Origin of the sequence: Haloferula luteola, assembly GCF_014201715.1 — a bacterium.
Taxonomy (GTDB): Bacteria; Verrucomicrobiota; Verrucomicrobiia; order Verrucomicrobiales; family Akkermansiaceae; genus Haloferula; species Haloferula luteola.
In genome coordinates this window covers 22081-38679 of record NZ_JACHFD010000021.1, presented here as the reverse complement: position 1 = coordinate 38679, position 16599 = coordinate 22081, and the positions used below count along the sequence as shown (strand labels likewise).

16 protein-coding genes, 1 tRNA gene and 1 pseudogene are annotated in these 16599 nt (G+C 58.7%); 10 read left to right on the top strand and 8 right to left on the bottom strand.

Going from position 1 to position 16599, the window contains the following annotated elements:
* Positions 1-69: 69 nt before the first annotated feature.
* Positions 70-1491 (bottom strand): sodium:solute symporter family transporter, encoded by a 1422-nt coding sequence (locus HNR46_RS16600; protein ID WP_184020801.1) that lies wholly within the window; start codon positions 1489-1491, stop codon positions 70-72.
* The gene (locus HNR46_RS16595; protein WP_184020799.1) at positions 1491-1901 is read right to left on the bottom strand and encodes a fibronectin type III domain-containing protein; all 411 of its coding nucleotides are present in this window, start codon (positions 1899-1901) and stop codon (positions 1491-1493) included. The genes HNR46_RS16600 and HNR46_RS16595 overlap by 1 nt, the downstream gene beginning before the upstream one ends.
* 190 nt (positions 1902-2091) lie before the next feature.
* Between HNR46_RS16595 and HNR46_RS16590 the strand changes: the two genes are divergently transcribed.
* Both HNR46_RS16590 and HNR46_RS16585 read left to right on the top strand, forming a co-directional pair.
* Positions 2092-3393 (top strand): Zn-dependent hydrolase, encoded by a 1302-nt coding sequence (locus tag HNR46_RS16590; protein WP_184020797.1) that lies wholly within the window; start codon positions 2092-2094, stop codon positions 3391-3393.
* Between the two features lies 1 nt (position 3394).
* Positions 3395-4135: a cysteine hydrolase family protein gene (locus HNR46_RS16585; RefSeq protein ID WP_184020795.1), complete on the top strand. Its 741-nt coding sequence runs from the start codon at positions 3395-3397 to the stop codon at positions 4133-4135.
* Between the two features lie 71 nt (positions 4136-4206).
* Here the strand turns inward: HNR46_RS16585 and HNR46_RS16580 are convergent.
* Positions 4207-4281, bottom strand: a tRNA-Glu gene (locus tag HNR46_RS16580).
* A 214-nt stretch (positions 4282-4495) separates the two neighbouring features.
* On the opposite strand from HNR46_RS16580, the gene tkt reads away from it, so the two are divergent.
* The 3 genes from tkt (at position 4496) to HNR46_RS16565 (ending at position 8079) form a co-directional block, all read left to right on the top strand.
* Complete coding sequence (tkt, locus tag HNR46_RS16575) at positions 4496-6472, top strand: transketolase (protein WP_184020792.1); 1977 nt, start codon at positions 4496-4498, stop codon at positions 6470-6472.
* Between the two features lie 153 nt (positions 6473-6625).
* Positions 6626-7432, top strand: a complete 807-nt coding sequence (locus tag HNR46_RS16570) for a PEP-CTERM sorting domain-containing protein (protein ID WP_184020790.1) — start codon at positions 6626-6628, stop codon at positions 7430-7432.
* A 77-nt stretch (positions 7433-7509) separates the two neighbouring features.
* Positions 7510-8079 carry an HD domain-containing protein gene (locus HNR46_RS16565; RefSeq protein ID WP_184020788.1) on the top strand — a complete coding sequence of 190 codons (570 nt, stop codon included), beginning with the start codon at positions 7510-7512 and terminating at the stop codon, positions 8077-8079.
* Between the two features lie 124 nt (positions 8080-8203).
* Here the strand turns inward: HNR46_RS16565 and HNR46_RS16560 are convergent, their stop codons facing one another.
* The 3 genes and pseudogenes from HNR46_RS16560 to HNR46_RS21245 form a co-directional block, all read right to left on the bottom strand.
* A complete protein-coding gene (locus HNR46_RS16560) occupies positions 8204-8644 on the bottom strand; it encodes a DUF5069 domain-containing protein (RefSeq protein ID WP_184020786.1) in 441 nt (146 codons plus the stop codon).
* Positions 8645-8770: 126 nt separating this feature from the next.
* A complete protein-coding gene (locus HNR46_RS16555) occupies positions 8771-9556 on the bottom strand; it encodes a TIGR00266 family protein (protein WP_281375601.1) in 786 nt (261 codons plus the stop codon).
* Positions 9557-9631: 75 nt separating this feature from the next.
* Positions 9632-9772: pseudogene (locus HNR46_RS21245) on the bottom strand (GYF domain-containing protein); the annotation flags it as partial.
* A gap of 83 nt (positions 9773-9855) precedes the next feature.
* On the opposite strand from HNR46_RS21245, the gene HNR46_RS16550 reads away from it, so the two are divergent.
* Positions 9856-10461, top strand: a complete 606-nt coding sequence (locus HNR46_RS16550; RefSeq protein ID WP_184020782.1) for an NUDIX hydrolase — start codon at positions 9856-9858, stop codon at positions 10459-10461.
* A 47-nt stretch (positions 10462-10508) separates the two neighbouring features.
* Here the strand turns inward: HNR46_RS16550 and HNR46_RS16545 are convergent, their stop codons facing one another.
* Positions 10509-10943, bottom strand: coding sequence for a DUF3592 domain-containing protein (locus HNR46_RS16545; protein WP_184020780.1), 435 nt, complete (start codon positions 10941-10943; stop codon positions 10509-10511).
* A gap of 167 nt (positions 10944-11110) precedes the next feature.
* Between HNR46_RS16545 and HNR46_RS16540 the strand changes: the two genes are divergently transcribed.
* Both HNR46_RS16540 and HNR46_RS20685 read left to right on the top strand, forming a co-directional pair.
* Complete coding sequence (locus HNR46_RS16540; RefSeq protein ID WP_184020778.1) at positions 11111-12541, top strand: hypothetical protein; 1431 nt, start codon at positions 11111-11113, stop codon at positions 12539-12541.
* Between the two features lie 33 nt (positions 12542-12574).
* Positions 12575-13153 carry a hypothetical protein gene (locus HNR46_RS20685; protein WP_221285232.1) on the top strand — a complete coding sequence of 193 codons (579 nt, stop codon included), beginning with the start codon at positions 12575-12577 and terminating at the stop codon, positions 13151-13153.
* 21 nt (positions 13154-13174) lie between these two features.
* Here HNR46_RS20685 and HNR46_RS16530 read toward each other — a convergent pair whose 3' ends face one another.
* Complete coding sequence (locus HNR46_RS16530; RefSeq protein WP_184020773.1) at positions 13175-14167, bottom strand: alpha/beta fold hydrolase; 993 nt, start codon at positions 14165-14167, stop codon at positions 13175-13177.
* Between HNR46_RS16530 and dinB the strand changes: the two genes are divergently transcribed.
* Entirely contained in the window at positions 14166-15320 is a 1155-nt protein-coding gene (gene dinB, locus HNR46_RS16525) for a DNA polymerase IV (RefSeq protein ID WP_221285231.1), read from the top strand. The two genes, HNR46_RS16530 and dinB, sit on opposite strands and share 2 nt — an antisense overlap.
* 58 nt (positions 15321-15378) lie before the next feature.
* Positions 15379-16599, top strand: a complete 1221-nt coding sequence (locus HNR46_RS16520; RefSeq protein ID WP_184020771.1) for a GDSL-type esterase/lipase family protein — start codon at positions 15379-15381, stop codon at positions 16597-16599.

Below are 16599 nucleotides of genomic sequence, written 5' to 3'. Positions count from 1 at the left end.
CCGCGCCCAAGGCAGTCCAGATGAGACCGAGGAGAACGAGGATCTGGAGAAACGACGCAGAGAACATAGTCAGTCGGTGAGGGTTCCAAGAGGACGCGCACCCACCCATCGGGCCGCAAACGTGAACACCATCGAAACCGCGGCGCCGACGAGGGCACCCGTGTACGGTTGGATTTGAAAGTAAGCCCAAAGTCCCGTGACGCAACCGGCGATGATTCCAACAATGACCAAAGGCACGTTCAGCGCCCGCCAGAACAACCCGGCAATCACCGGCCAGATGAGACTCGCCACCAAGGCGCCCGCGCTGAACAACACCTGATCGATGGACCATTCCGAAAGCGCCAATGCCCAGGCAATCAACGAAACCACGACGATCGCCGTCGCCGAGATCGGACGAAATTTCTCTGGGTTGAGATGCTGTCCGAAGACCCCCTCGTAAATGTCCCGCACCAACAGGTCGGAAGTCGCCGCTAACAGGGAATCGATCGACGACGCCATCGAACAAAATAACACCACCAGAATGATCACCCCGGCCATCGATCCGAGACCTGCCAATCCGAGCACATGCTCCGCCACCTGCGGTCCCACCTTTCCGGGATCGGTCACATTCACTCCCAGCGGCCCCGCACAAAGCGCCAGAAATCCGGCGGCGATCGGTATCGGAAACCACAGCACGCCCGATAAAAAGAATGCCCGTGGGGCCACCTTTTCCCGCATCGCGAAGGCACGGGACCACCACACGTTGTTGTGCATCACCTCGCCGAAGCCAAAGAGCATGTTATTGAAAATCGCCAGCAAGGCCGCCGGCATCATCACGTCCAGAAGCGCCGGCTGCTCCGCCACCAAATAGGAGTGAACCTCCTGCACATTCACGTGCTGAAGGGCCTCAAATCCGATGAATACAATGCCCACAAGAATGATCAGACTCTGGATGAAATCCGTTCCGATCACGGCGTAGAGGCCGCCAAATAGAGTGTAGAGCACGCAAACACCCAGGATCAGCGTCATCCCTTGCACGTAGTCAATGCCACCCAGGGCCTCGAGCAACTTGCCGCCGGCAATCGCCATCGTGACCAGCCAGGTGATCGAATACACCAGCGTGATCACAAGAAACACCGCCCATCCAGCATGCCCATACCGTCGACGGAAGAAATCCCCTGCCGTGACGCCATCCGGAAGCAATCGGCGGATCCGGTAGGCGAGGGGAGCAAACAGCATGAGCCCGAAGGATGCCGAAGCATAAGCAAGCATTCCCCAAATGCCCTTCTCGAACGCCAACAGGGGGGCGACCATCGTCGTGTTCGAAGTCACCCAAGTGGCCATCGCCGTCGCACTGCCGAGAGAAATCCCAACATTCCGACCCGCGAGCATGAATCCTTCGCTGGTTTGGGCCTTCTTTCCCCACCAAATACCCAGAACCACCCACAGTACGCCCAGTCCAAGGACGAGGCTCCAGGCAGTCGAAACAGGAAGGGCAGGCTCGTCGGTCATCATCGATGGCGAAGGAAGCCGTGAACAATGGCTCCAAGAGTAAGGGTCGTGACAAATGCTCCGGTGCCGAGGAGCAGAAAAAGTTGTCCACGGGAAAGGTAGTGGACCTCCATCATCAGGGGTTCCGACCAGTTGGTGGGTTTCCCATCGGCAGTGATCTCCCGAACGCGGAAGTGATAGGATCCTTCACGCAACCCGGTGATCACCGTCTCCGTATCGCTCCCCCGATAGCGTGTCTTCGCGTCGCCAAAATCCTCACTCGTGGCTTGCTGGAGTTCGAAGGGCCCCGTGCCCCCCAACCATTGCAGGTCCACCGTACCATCATCGCTCACACGATTCGTCGAAGGCGGATCCAACTCCAGATGCAGCCTGGATGGCGCGGCTTGGCTCACCACCACCAGTCCACCCACGACGAGGCCGGCAATGACCGACCTGCAAATTCGTAAGTTGGGAGAAGGGAAGGGGATGGTTCCTTGCGTTGGGTTCGCACGCCATGGGTGACGCACCAGCTGCGAAAACGACGCGCGTAGCCTTGAGGCAATCCGAACGAATGGCAAATTCTTTCTGGCCACTCGGCTGTCACGCGCTTTGGTGAGGTCCATGGCCACGCCTCCCACACACGTTTCCATTGATCGACTGAGTCACGATTTACGAGAACTCTCGGAGATCGGACGCGAGGCCGATGGAGGCGTTTACCGCATGGCCTTCACCGATGCCGACATGGCCGGTAAGAGCTGGCTCGAGGACCGCATGAAGTCCGCGGGACTTGAAGTTTCACGCGATGGCGCAAGCAATGTCATCGGCCGCCTTCGCGGTCGCGACCCCCAAGCCCCCGCTCTCCTCATCGGCTCCCATATCGACACCGTTCCCTGCGCCGGCATTCTCGACGGCACCCTCGGAGTTCTCACAGGTCTCGAGTGCCTGCGTGCCCTCCACGAATCTGGCCGACAACCGGAACGCGATATCGAACTCGTTGCATTCTCCGACGAAGAGGGACGCTTCGGAGGAATGTTCGGCTCCCAGGCCTTCACCGGTGCCATCAATCCCGATGGCATTCATCTCGCAACCGACCCGAGCGGAATCAAGTTGGCCGACGCCATGAAAGAACAAGGCCTCGATCCCTGGCTTGCCCTCCAAGCTCGCCGTGATCCCCAATCCGTCGCCGCCTATCTCGAATTGCACATCGAGCAAGGTCCGGTACTCAGCCAGGCAGGGGAACAAATTGGCGTGGTCGAAGCGATTACCGGGCTTTTCAAGTGGACTGTCACCCTAGCGGGCGAGCCGAACCATGCCGGCACGACACCCATGCCGATGCGACGCGATGCTTTCATGGGCGTCGCCGATTTCGCCCACGAAATCCCTCGCTTGCTCGATGAAAATGGCTCGGACCGCTCACGGGCAACCATCGGCCGGGTCGACCTCACGCCTGGATCCGCGAACACCGTGCCGGGCGAAGCCCGCTTCACGCTTGATGTGCGAGATACGGATGAGACCGTACTTCATGAGCTGGCCGAAGCGGCGCGTCGGGCACTGCACGCCATTGCCCGACGAAGAGGACTGAGGTTTTCCTACGAAGTCGAAAGCTGGATTCCACCGGTGGCTTGTGACCCTTCACTTTCCTCAATGGTTGAAGCGGCCGCTGCCCACCAAGGATTGCGTTACCGCAGGATGGAGTCGGGCGCCGCGCACGATGCGCAGATCGTTGCCTCCATCTGTCCCGTCGGCATGATTTTCGTTCCGTCCATCGAAGGCAAATCCCACTCACCCGCAGAATGGACCGCCTGGGACGACATCGAAGCCGGTGCTCGGGTGATGCTCGGAACCATCGAGCGCTTCGCCTTTTCCCCATCTCCCACGCATCCTACCTCGCCCGCTTCCTCCACCTCTCCCAAGACTCCTTGAAATGTCCGTAGCCGCCATCACCGATCCCCTCCGCCAGCAGTATCGCGAGGCTTTCATCACCCACCCACGCCGCGCCGAGCACCTCGCGGATGGCAACGTCGCCCTGCTCTGCATCGACGTTCAATATCTGGATGCGGCAGATGGCTTCGGTCTGTTCGCTGACCCGGATACCAGCGGCGTGCCGGAGGAAGGACGAAAGTACTACTTTGATCGTTTGCAGGCCTCCGTGCTCCCCGGCATGAAGCGGCTTCAAGAGGCATTTCGCGGCCAGCAGCTCGAAGTGATCCACTGCCGCATCTGTGCCCTCACTCAGGATGGGCGCGATCGCAGCGCCGGCCACCGTCGACTCCACCTTCTTGCCGCACCCGGAAGTAAAGAAGCAGAGTTCCTCGAAGAAGTGGCTCCTGTCGGCGACGAGATCGTCATCAACAAAACCGCAAGCGGCGTCTTCTCGAGCACGAATATCCACTACGTTCTCAGCAACATGGGCATTCGCTCACTTTATCTCTGCGGCGTCTACACCAATGAGTGCGTGGAAACCGCCGCACGCGACGCCTGCGATCTTGGCTATTTTGTCACCGTCGTTGAGGACGCCTGTGCGACCGTCACGGAACGACTTCACGAAGCTTCCATCGCGACCCTACGCGATCGCTACGCTCGCATCTCCAGTGTCCGGGAGGTCCTCAGGGAATTGGATGAACTCCGTGACAGCTCCACCGCCGGGATCATTTCGCGAAAATGACGAAACGTCCTCCATGGCAAGGATTGGGACAAAAAAAATCCCGCCGAAAGGCGGGATCTTTGTTTAGAAAGTGGCAACCCGTAGGGGAGTCGAACCCCTGTTGCCAGAATGAAAATCTGGAGTCCTAACCACTAGACGAACGGGTCACTTTCTATGTTTCCCGGTGACCACCGGGGTGGGTCGGGGCCGGAAAACTAGCCACCGGCCGGACTCTGACAAGAACAATTTAATAGGGTTTCCGATTTTTTTCATGGGCCCCATGAGGGCTTCCCCGCATGCGGTAGCAATGGCGGCTTGCCAGCAGGCCATCGAACCCTAATCTGCGCAGCCTCCGCGAGAACCACTTACGGAACGTTTCCTATGAATACCGACATCCTTTCCCAAGCTGCGGCCCAAGCCCGGGGCCTCGCCATTGATGCCGTGCATGCCTGCTCGTCCGGCCACCTCGGTTTGCCGCTCGGCTGTGCTGAAATTGGTGCTGTTCTGTTTGGCGGCGGCGGACTCCGCTTCAACCCGGAAGCCCCCAAATGGCTGAACCGCGACCGCTTTGTTCTCTCGGGCGGCCACGGTTCGATGTTCCTCTACTCCTGGCTGCATCTTTCCGGCTATGACCTGCCACTCGAGGAGCTGAAGAACTTCCGCCAGCTCCATTCCCGGACCCCGGGTCACCCCGAGTCCTTTGAAACGGTGGGGGTCGAAGCCACCACCGGCCCTCTCGGCCAAGGGATCGGCAACGCAGTAGGCTTCGCCCTTTCAGGGAAACGCGCCGCTGGCCGCTTCAATACCGCCGAGCACACGATCTTTGATCACCACGTGTTTGCCCTCCATGGCGATGGTTGCCTTCAAGAGGGGGTGGCCAAGGAAGCCATCGCATTCGCCGGACACAACCGCCTCGACAACCTGATCCTTATCTACGACTCCAACGACGTCACTCTGGACGCCATGGCTGAAGTCACTCAGAGCGAGGACGCCGAGGGCTACTTCACCTCTCAGGGCTGGGACGCCGTCACCATCGACGGTCACGACCTTGCCGCCATTGCAAAGGCTGTCTCCGACGCCAAAGCCAACGACAACGGCCGCCCCAAAGTGATCATCGCCAAGACCATCATTGGCAAAGGCATCCCTCAGGTCGCCGGCACTGCCGCAGGCCACGGGGAAGGGGGCGCGAAGTTCGCCGACGAAGCCCGCGCTGGCCTCGGTCTTCCAGCCGAGCACTTCTTCGTCTCCACGGAAGTTCGTGAATACTTCCAACAAGCTGCGGAAGATCAGAAGCACGGCTTCCTCTCCTGGCAAAGCGACTACGAAGCCTGGGCCCAAGCCAATCCAGAACTCGCCGACGAACTGCGTGCCGGGGTGCAAGGGGAAGTTCCGAGTGATCTTTCCGATCGCCTCCCTGCCTTTGCCGAAGACTACAAGGACGCGACCCGTGGCGCGGGTGGAGTCGTCATCCAATCCATTGCCAAGGAAATTCCCCAGTTCATCACCGGTTCCGCCGACCTCTACGGCTCCACCAAGAACTACATCAAGGGTGCCGGCGACTTCGGCCCAGAGAACCCAACTGGTCGCAATATCTGGTTCGGCATCCGCGAACACGCCATGGGCGCCATCTGCAATGGCATTGCCTACGACGGCATCTTCCGCGGTTCCGGTGCCACCTTCCTGGTGTTTGCCGATTACCTGCGCCCGTCGATCCGGCTCGCGGCTCTCTCCAAACTGCCCGTCACCTATATCTTTACCCACGACTCCGTCGGTGTGGGCGAAGACGGCCCCACTCACCAACCGGTCGAGACCGTCAGTGGCCTGCGCGTCATTCCTAACCTCGACGTCATCCGCCCAGCGGATGCCGAGGAAACCGCAGGTGCCTTCGCCGCAGCACAGCTTCGCTCGGATGGCCCGACCGCCCTCATCCTGACCCGTCAGGCCGTTCCCCTCATGAACGACCTGTCGGTCTCGGAGCGCCGCGAAGGCGTTCGGCGCGGTGGGTATGTGGTTCGCAAGGAAAAGGCGGAACTCACCACAATCCTGATGGGCACGGGTTCCGAGCTCCAATACTGCCTCCAAGCCGCAGACCAACTGGGCGACGGGGTGCGGGTCGTTTCGATGCCCTGCTTCGAACGCTTCGACCGCCAAGATGCCGCCTATCAAGAAGACGTCTTGCCGAAGTCCTGCACCAAGCGTGTTGCCATCGAAGCCGGCGTCACCGGCCTTTGGTGGAAATACGTTGGCACCGAAGGTCAGGTCGTCGGCATCGACCGCTTTGGCATGAGCGCTCCCGGGGCCACCGTCTTCAAGGAACTTGGCATCACCGCCGAATCCGTCGTCGCTGCCGCCCAATAAATCGGCACTTCAACCTTCCGCCGTCGCTCCGATCCGGAGCGACGGCTTTTTTTTGCCGAGATCCGTGAATTCCCTGTCGGGTTTTCGCCGACGAAAGCGCCATGAGGCTACGAGGAACGCTTTCACACATTGCCTTCCTCTCCCCAATCACTCATGAAAACCTCCAAAACCCTCCTCGCTGCTTCACTGGGTGCCCTGCTCGCGCCCTCGGTTCAGGCGGCTTCCGTCGTCCTCGTCACTCAGGATACGGTGCGCGATGCCGACCTCATCACCCACCTCGAATCCCTCGGCCATACCGTCACCACCGGTGCCTACTCCGCGCTCCCCGACAATCCGGGAGATGTCAGCACCCTCGAAGCGGCCGATCTCGTCATCGTATCCCGCAATACCAATAGCGGCGACTACGCCACCGACGCGGCCGAAGTCGCCGCCTGGGACAACCTCAGCACCACGGTCCTCCTCGGCAACTCCTACATCAGCCGCAATAACCGCTGGAACTGGATCAGTACGGCCAATCTCCAGCTCGACTACGCCTTGGACATCTCCGGCCCTGTCGGCACCGCCACCGTTCACCCCTTTTACAATGGGCTCACGCCCACTCTCATCGGCGACCCTGCCATTTCCGGCCTCGAAAAATACTCCTTCACCGTTGGCGCCGGCTCCGACCTCCCGGATGGGGGCGGCGTCCTTGGCAGCGGGGTCACCATCGGCGTTCGCAACAATGCATCGATCCCCAACGTGATCCTCGCAAGCTGGGAAATCGGAGGCAGCACCGGAAGCGGCAATCTTCTCGCCGGAGACCGCTACTTCTACGCGATGCCCGAAGACTTCAGCAACTTCCTGCCGAATGGGGTTCAAATCCTCGACAACATCGTTGCCACTGCAGTTCCCGAGCCTTCGATTCTTCTTCTGGGCTCCCTCATAGGAGCCGGTTGGATAGTCCGCCGCCGCCGCGATTGATTCCACACTTTCGGACCCGGGCGGGTGCGGGCGGCCTTTCCGCTCGCATCCCGCCTCATTCCACCGAAAGTCTCGGCATGCTTGAGGACACCATGGCCTTCATCCTCGAGGCCGAGAAATTAAAGGGCATTGAGCGCCGCTCTCGGCCCCCTGGCCTCTCCCGGCGTGAAAATCCCGCCGAGCACAGCTGGTCATTGGCTCTGATGGCCATGACCCTCACCCCCCAGCTCGCTCCTGAGCTCGATCTCACCCGGGTGATGAAACTCGTGGTGACCCATGACCTCGTCGAGATCGATGCCGACGATACCTTCTGCTACGCCGATCAATCCGGAAAGGCCGAGCGCGAGCACGCCGCCGCGGAACGCATTTTCGGATTGCTGCCCACCGCACTCGAACAGGAATTCTGGCAGCTATGGAATGAATTCGAAGCCGTCGCCACCCCCGAGGCACGGTTCGCCAATGCTCTCGACCGTGTTCACCCCATTTTACTCAATTTCCATGGGGAAGGGGGGACCTGGAAACAGTTTGGAATCCGCGCAGAACAAGTCGAAGCGCGACTCAGCGGCCTCCGCGAGGATTGCCTACCCCTTTGGGACTACACCCAGACCCTGATTCATCAGGCAGTCGCCAAGGGTTGGCTGCATTGACCGATCACCGGGACCTCAGAACCTCACTCTGAGAAACCCTCATGACCGAGACGAACCATGGGCAGGCCCGTCCCTCCATCGAGCGGGGGCGGACACAACGCCCCCGCTTTCTCTGGAGAACGAATTAGCCGGCGATCTCCAAGCGGTGGAATGCCGCCCAGTCATCGAGATTGTTCAGATTCACCGCATCGAGGATCGAACCATCATCTTCGCGTCCCGCGGCCTGGAGAATTTCAGTTCGCGTCTCCTCCTTATGCTCGTAGCCAAGAATCCCGGCATTCAATTCGTCGACCACAGCGGCATCCAGAGCGCCGCCCTTCTGGTCAAGAATCCAAGCTTCAAGCTGAAGATAGGACGGCTTGGACTTCATGAACTCGACGAAAGCCTCTTTCTCAATCCCCAAGGCGCCCAGCACCATGCTGTCGTACCCCGCTCCAATCGCCGGATAATCGGGGTGAAGCTTTCCAACATTGGAAAGCGAGACCTTCTCCCACAACCGCGGAAGATGAAGCACACCGAGGGGACCGGCCACGCCGGAACTGATCAAAGGAATGGTTGAGCTCATGAATTCAATAGGAATCGTTGCGCGGCCAAGGTGAAGCGGATTGTCGATCGAGCAATCGGATTCCTCATCAAATAGAAGCAGTATCCGATCTTCGTTCTTTGAACCTCGCTCCCCAGGCCTCGATGGTTAATCCCCAAAAAGGTTCCCGAGCCCGCCGATCACAGAACCCTCTCCCTTTTGATTGGCATAGAGGCTGGTAATGCGCTGCGCAAGACGAGCAAAGGGCATGCTTTGCAACCATACCGTCCCGTGCCCTTGCAAGGTGGCGAGGAAGAGCCCTTCACCGCCGAAGACCATCGACTTCAGGTTGCCCGCACGCTGAATGTCATAACGAACCCCCTGAGTGAATCCGACCAGACACCCGGTATCGACCATCAACTTTTCGCCCTTTAGCTCCTTCCGCACCACCGTTCCTCCCGCATGGATGAAGGCCATGCCATCCCCATTGAGCTTTTGCAGAATGAAGCCTTCTCCGCCGAAGAGGCCCGTCCCCAGCCGCTGGTTGAAGGCGATTCCCACCTTGGTGCCCATCGCCGCACAGAGAAAGGCGTCCTTCTGACAAAGAATCTCACCTCCCAGTTCAGCAAGGTTGAGCGGCACAACGGTGCCTGGATAGGGTGCAGCAAAGGCAATACGCTTCTTGCCGCTCCCTCGGTTCGTGAAGTGAGTCATGAATAAGGACTCCCCGGTGATCGCACGTTTTCCGGCAGACAGCAGCTTGCCCATCAAGCCCTGATCAGGTTCTGAGCCATCGCCCATTTTGGTTTCGAATGAGATTCCCTCTTCCAAATAGTTCATCGCGCCCGCCTCGGCGATCACGGTCTCATGGGGATCGAGCTCCACTTCCACCATCTGGATCGACTCGCCGATGATTTCATAATCAATCTCGTGGGAGCGACGGCCAGTGGCCATGGGCGATGACCCTCCTGCGGGTAGGGGTGGGGGTGGTCCCTCACGAAGAAACAAATCGGGAAAGACCTTCGACGCAGGCTCCCAGGTGGTCATGCCATGGCTCCACAACAGAGTGGTCGGTTTGACTGCCCCTGATTCAACGAGTTCAGGGAGATTCTCTTCATCTGTCTGGGCTTGGGAACTGCCGGGGCCATGGGTGTAGTGCCAACTCTTCATCGCGCCGAACCATACGGAAATGTCGTATCCCTGCCACCGGGAAAACACTGGCCCCCCGAATCGCTCCTGTCACAGTCCGCAGCATGCCGAAGGACCTGCTCGCCCTGAGCCGTGAAATCAAAGGACTCGCCGAAACGGGACTGCGCTATTCCGACGGCGCGTTTGACCGTGAACGCTATCAGCGCCTCCATGAGATCGCTTCAGAACTTCTGCAGACCCAGGTCCCTAACTTCATCTGGCCGGTGGAGTTCGGCTATCCGACACCCAAAGTCGACTCCCGTGCCGCCGTGATTGATGAGGGAAAAATCCTACTCGTCCGCGAACGCAGCAATGGCCTGTGGACTCTACCGGGGGGGTGGATGGACGCCGATCACTCACCCTCCGAAAATGCCGTTCGCGAGGTCCTTGAAGAAAGCGGCTACACCGTCCGGGCCCGCAAGCTGGTGGCCGTTTGGGACAAAGCCAAACACGGCCACCCTGCGGAACCGGAGTACACCTACAAATTGCTCTTCCTCTGCGAACTCCTTGGTGGAGGTGAGCCCCCCTCCCACGACCACGAAATCAGCGAGATTCGTTGGTTCGCACCCACAGAACTTCCCGAGATGTGCCCGCACCGGGCTTCACCGGAATACGTGGCAGCCGCCTTCCGGCACCATGCTGATCTCGATCTCCCTACCGAATGGGATTGAGAGTCGCACCGAGTTCGAGCGTCTCCATCTTCTGATCCTTGGAGGCTTCAGGGCCGCCAGCCATCGTCCACCAAGGACGCGGCGCCGGGGTCGTCCGGATTCAACCGGATCATCCATCGTCGGCCCACCGCATATCGGTCCTCCAGATCGATCCAATCGATGTCAGGATCTCGATTTCGGAAGCCCACATATCGGAAACGCCCCGCACCCTCCGAACTCATCCGCTCGAACTCGACCAGCATCTCTACGACTGTGTGGAATGAAGTCTCTGTACTGCGGTCAAGCTCGCGAAAACGAATCGAACGGACCGTCACCTCCTCTGCGGGCCATTGCTCCATGGCAGCTTTTGCCCTTTTCTCCCATGCATGCGTGATGACGAAGAATCCCACCGCCAAAATCCCTAAGAGACCCCAACTTCCCACGAGTCGATAAAGCTCACCCTTGGCTTTAAAGTGCCAACGAAGCTCCTCCTGTTTTGACATCGCTATTTCAGCCGACGCAAGGAGCTGAAGACTGCAAGTTCAAAATTCGTTCCGTATTCGGAAGGGAGTGGCTTTCACTTTGATTCGACTGACCTTCAGCGCCTTTTGACAAAATCACTCCTCGCGCTTCTTGACATCTATACGCCTTTTTTCGTATGCGAGTAGAGATGAAAAAATCCATCTCTCCCCTCAGAGTTTGGCTTCAAGTCTCCTTGCTGATTTGGGCTACGTTTCTTCCGCAGGCACTGCAGGCTTCAGAGTCGAAAGGTCAGACGCACAAGGTAACTCTTAACCCCAGCAACCTTCTGGTGGTCGTTCCTGGAGATCCGGGCTCCGCCAACTTAGGTGCCATTGTTCACGACTCCGGCGAATTCTGTATCATTCCACAGGCAAAACTCCGCAAACGAGATGGCAAGGTCGGCAAGCTCCAGCGCATCTACGGCTTCTGGGCCGGCGACGAGGCCCCCTTCGAAATCAAAGTGGCGGCGTCCGGCGCCAAGTTAAACGTCAAGCTCGCCAACAAAACCAAGTTTTCCTTAACCTTCAACGAATCAACTGGGCAAGTCACCGTTCGCGCCAAAGGGCAATATGAGCGAACACGGATCAATGAGGCCCAGGTGCTAGAACTGGCAGAATTTGGCTCGTACTGGTTTCAAACCGCAAGGACCCTGATCAACTACTCCAAGTCCCATCCCGATTTTTTCCTGAATCCAAACTACGACGCACTCGATGCCAGTGCCGCTGGAAAGATCTCTGGTGAGACTTTTCTGCAATCCACGGAATCCGCAAAGCTTGCCGAGCTCGCTTGGCTGATCACCAAAGTCGCCGGAATTACTGGAGGCATCATCGCGGGAGGCGTCGCCCTTAGTGCCTCGGCCCCCCTAGCGGTCGTCGCCGGGAGCGTTCTGGGTTTTGGCGGTGCCATCGCCGGAGCCTACGATCTCATCAAATTCAAAAATCCCGACAATCAGTCCGATGTCTTCGATGGCGTCGTGACTCCCCTCAACGGCGCGAACAGCCTGAATGATTGGCGTGAACTGTGGGGAGACCTTCGCAACTTGATTCGGTCAGGCAAAAACTTGCTCAAATCGACCGCACTGTGGTCGATCGCCATCGATAGCCTGAATTCTCTTCTGGAGAAACCCGCTCATGCCCTCGTCAACGGGATGGTTCTCAAGATCCTCTACACTTGGCCCTCCTCTCAGCGGGATCTCGACACCACCACCACCTTCCTCGGGGAATCCGTAGGATACGCTTCCGCGTCGTCCTCAGAATACCTCATCTGGACAGGAGACGATACAGGTTCAGGAGGCCTGGAGCAGGTGACCTGCCTCATCTCCCAAGCGGCAGAAGACGCGGTCCTTCCCTCATCCTTCGTGGTCTCTGCCAAAGCAGGTTGGTATGAGCCAGCCGGGGGATCTGGGCCCGCTTACCTCGAGATGTACCTCGAAAATCCTCAGACAGGAGTCCTCTATGGTCCTCGCAATCAATTGACCATTCAGCCTGGGACTCAATCAGGTGCCGCCTCGACCCCTGTCGGCTCGGCCAGCTTCACGTGGAATCCAAACACCACACGCATGACCTGGGCCTTTGATTGAGGCAATATCGGCAGCCTCTCTTTCAAAACTCGGATGAAAGTGCCCTTGAGCGTTGTTGGAGCAGGTCTGCTTTTGGCCATCGCAGGCCTTCTGGCCCTTGGGATCCATCCAGCGCACGATCCAATTCAGTTGGATCGTGCGCCAGACACCTCCAAGGCTCCAAAAACTTTCCCATCCGAGAGCTTCCCACCACCATCAGAGAATTCCCTGAAGTCGAGGACACGCACTCCCGATCAACCCGAAGAGGCGAGTCCAAATTGGGAACGGCTACCTCCTCGAGAACGCGCCGCTGCCGTTCAGAAACATCTCGAACAGGTCACCAACGTGAGCTCCCTGGCAGTGGTGAAAAGCTACTATCGAAGAGAAGTCGATGCGGCCATGAGGATCGAGATCCTCGCCCATCTCGATGATGAAGAATGGACCCAGGACCAAGTCGACTTTCTCGAATCTGTGATGCGGCTCGATTCGGATGCTACCGTCCGTGAAGCCGTCCTGATGTCGGCGGCCTACCAAAATCCCGTCTGCCTACCGCTTCTCCAACTCGGTCGTCAGGATCGCGATGAAAACGTAAGGGAACTGGCCGCCGAATTGATCGAAGAAGCTCAGGAGTAAGGCATTCCCAAGGGGGGGGCTTTACTTTTTCAAGAAGCCCACCAAGGCCTTAGCATATTCCTGAAATGCCTCGACTTGGGGCACGTGGCCGATGCCTGGAAGGGCCACGTAGGTCGAGCCCGGAATCGCATTGGCGGCCTTCTGACCAAGCCGCTGATATTGTCCCATTTTAGCAGCGGTTTTCGCATCGGCCCGGTTTTTGCCGATCGCTGTGCGGTCACGCTCACCAATCACCAACAAAGTCGGCACCTTGATATCCGGAAACTCGTCAATCACTGGCTGGGTAAACACCATGTCAGAGGTGATTGCCGAGATCTTGGCCATGAGTTCCTTCGCCGGGCCTTTCGTCCACCCCGCTTGAATCGCCAGCAGCGGATCCCAGGAAGACTCCCATTTCCCATCGAAGTAGGCCTTGCTCATGTAATTCCGCACCGCCTCATCATCCTTCTTCATCTCTGCTGCCACAGCGTCGTCGATCGGTTGATAGGGGACCATCCGCTTCCAATCCTCCAATCCAATAGGATTGACCAACACCAGTTTCTCGCACACCGCCGGGAACATCAGCGCGAAGCGCGCCGCCACCATTCCTCCCATGGAGTGTCCGACAACATCGACACGGTCCACTCCCAGATCCTTGAGCAAATCGTGGGTTTGGGTCGCCAATGCCTGGAAAGAATATTGAAATTCCAATGGCTTGCTCGATTTTCCAAAGCCGATTTGGTCCGGCATGATCACCCGGAAACCTTCCTTCATCAGCAAGCGCGCAGTCTTTTCCCAATACGCTCCCGAGAAGTTCTTCCCATGGAGAAGCAGCACGGTGTGCCCATTCGGCTTTTCCGGAGTCTCATCCATGTAGGCCATTTCCAGGTCTTGTCCCTGTGCTTCGAAGGTGCGGATCTTCACCTCAAAAGGATACTCGTAGTTCGACAACCGGGCATCCAGCGCCGGAAACGCCTCAGCGAAAAGGGGTGATGCTAGGGTAAGGCAGGAGGCAAGGACGAGCGCAGCTTTCATGAACGCGCCACCATCCGCCAGAGCCTCCATCGCGCAAGTTTTTCGTTCTGCCGGGATCGTCTTGCGCCCCGCCGCTGCCGTGCCGGATCATCGTCCCCGCGGAAGGCCGGAAACGATGCGCAAGATCCTCCACATCGACATGGACTGTTTCTACGCTGCCATCGAAGAGCGCGAAAATCCCGCACTTCGCGGCAAGCCCGTTGGTGTGGGAGGCAGCTCGCGACGAGGAGTGCTCACCACTGCCAACTATGAGGCACGAAAGTACGGCTGCCGCAGTGCCATGCCCGTCTTCAAGGCGAAGGAGTTGTGCCCCCACCTCATCCTGGTGCCAGTGCGCTTCGATCTCTATCGGTCCGAATCCGCACGCATCCGCGCCATCTTCGGCCGCTTCACAGAGAAAATCGAACCTCTCTCCCTAGATGAAGCCTACCTCGACGTTTCCCATCTTCGCTCATCCGGGGCGGCCATTGCCCGCGAACTGCGAGCCCAGATTCGCGAAGAAACCGGGCTCACCGCATCGGCTGGCATCGCACCCAACAAACTCATCGCTAAGATCGCCTCGGATTGGAACAAACCCGATGGTCAGCATGAAGTCACTCGCGACGAGGTCGCCGAATTCATGGCACAACTTCCGGTCGGCCGATTGTGGGGGATTGGGCCGAAAATGCGGGGCAAGCTGAACGCCATGGGCATTCACACCTGCGGCGACCTGCAGCGTCTCGACAAGTTGGAATTGGCCCAACGCTTCGGTTCCTGGGGCTTGGAACTCCATGACCTTTCCCGTGGCGAGGACACCCGGGAGGTGCGCACCGAAAGCATCCGCAAGTCGGTCTCCTGCGAGCATACCTTTCCGGAAAACATCCAGACGCTGCCCGCCCTCGAGCCCATGCTCCTCGCCATGATCGAAGAGGTCCGCGAGGACCTTGAGCGAAAACACTCCAACCGCCTCATCCGCTCCCTCGTCATCAAGATGAAGTTCTCCGACTTTACTCGAACCACGGCCGAGAAAGCGCATGCGGAATTGGATGCCCATCTCCTCAAAGAGCTCCTCGCCGAAGCCTGGAAGCGCGGTCAAAATCGCCCCGTCCGCTTGCTGGGGGTTGGAGTTCGCTTTCGGGATCCCGAAGAAAAGCAACAACTCGATCTATTCTGAGCAAGACCCTCCATTCGGGGGATCGCCAAATCGGAAATCCTCCCCTCAGGATGCCAGAGTGAAAACCCTGCTCCCTGCCTGTCTCATCAGTCTCGCCTCGCTTTCCGGGGCGATGGACACTTGGCAATTGGACTTCGGCACAGCCGAACCAACCGATGGCTTCCTGTTGGTCACCGCCTCAGAACGCTACCATTCTGCCAGAGGCTACGGCTACGACTTGGTCGGCTCGCCTCACGACCAAGGCACCGTGGTCACCGGAACCGGAGGTTTCTATTTCTCAATCCTCGCTCCACCGGGCAACTACCTCGTCAGCGTCCAACTCGGCGCACCCCATTTCGCCTCCGACACCACCATCAAAGCAGAGTCCCGTCGACTGATGCTCGATGCTATCAAGGTGCCCGCTGGCGAATCAAAAACCCGGTCATTTGTCGTCAATGTTCGCACTCCCGAAATCGAACCCGGCGATCAAGTCCGCCTCAAGGACCGAGAAAAACCCTACCTGCATTGGGACTCCAAGCTAACCCTGGAGTTCAACGGTCAAGCTCCCGCCATCGATTCCCTGGAGATTCGGAAAGCCCCCGAAGCTCAGACGATTTTCCTCCTAGGAGATTCCACCGTCACCGACCAACCCTATGAACCTTGGAACTCCTGGGGACAAATGCTGCCCGTATTCTTCGACGAATCCGTCGCCGTCGCCAACCACGCAGAGTCCGGTGAAACCATCCGCAGCTCCCTCGCGGCCGGACGCTTCCGACAAGTCGAACACTTCCTCAAACCCGGCGACTATGTCTTTCTCCAATTTGGCCACAACGACATGAAGGACCGCAGCCCGGATGCACTGGATCGCTACACCACCCAACTCACCCAAGCCGTCACCCGCTTTCGTGCCCATGGAGCCCATCCAGTGCTGGTGACCTCCATGGAGCGAAAGTCCGGCGTCAAGGCCGACACCCTGGGACGCTACCCCGATGCCGTTCGACAGGTCTCCGAAACCACCGGCGCTCCTCTCATCGACCTTCATGCCATGAGCCGCACCCTCTACCAGGCACTGGGTAGCCAGCTTGAAGCCGCTTTTCAGGACGGCACTCACCACAATGACTACGGAAGCTATCTGCTGGCCGGGTGCATGGCCCACGGCATCCAGAACGAGCTCCCCGAATTAGCCCAACATTTCCGCCACGGCATCGAGCCCATCGACCCGGCCCATCCACTCCTCCCGGCCGACTTTCACTATCCACCTAGCCCGCTGACCGACCTCGCCAAACCCGATGGCGATTGA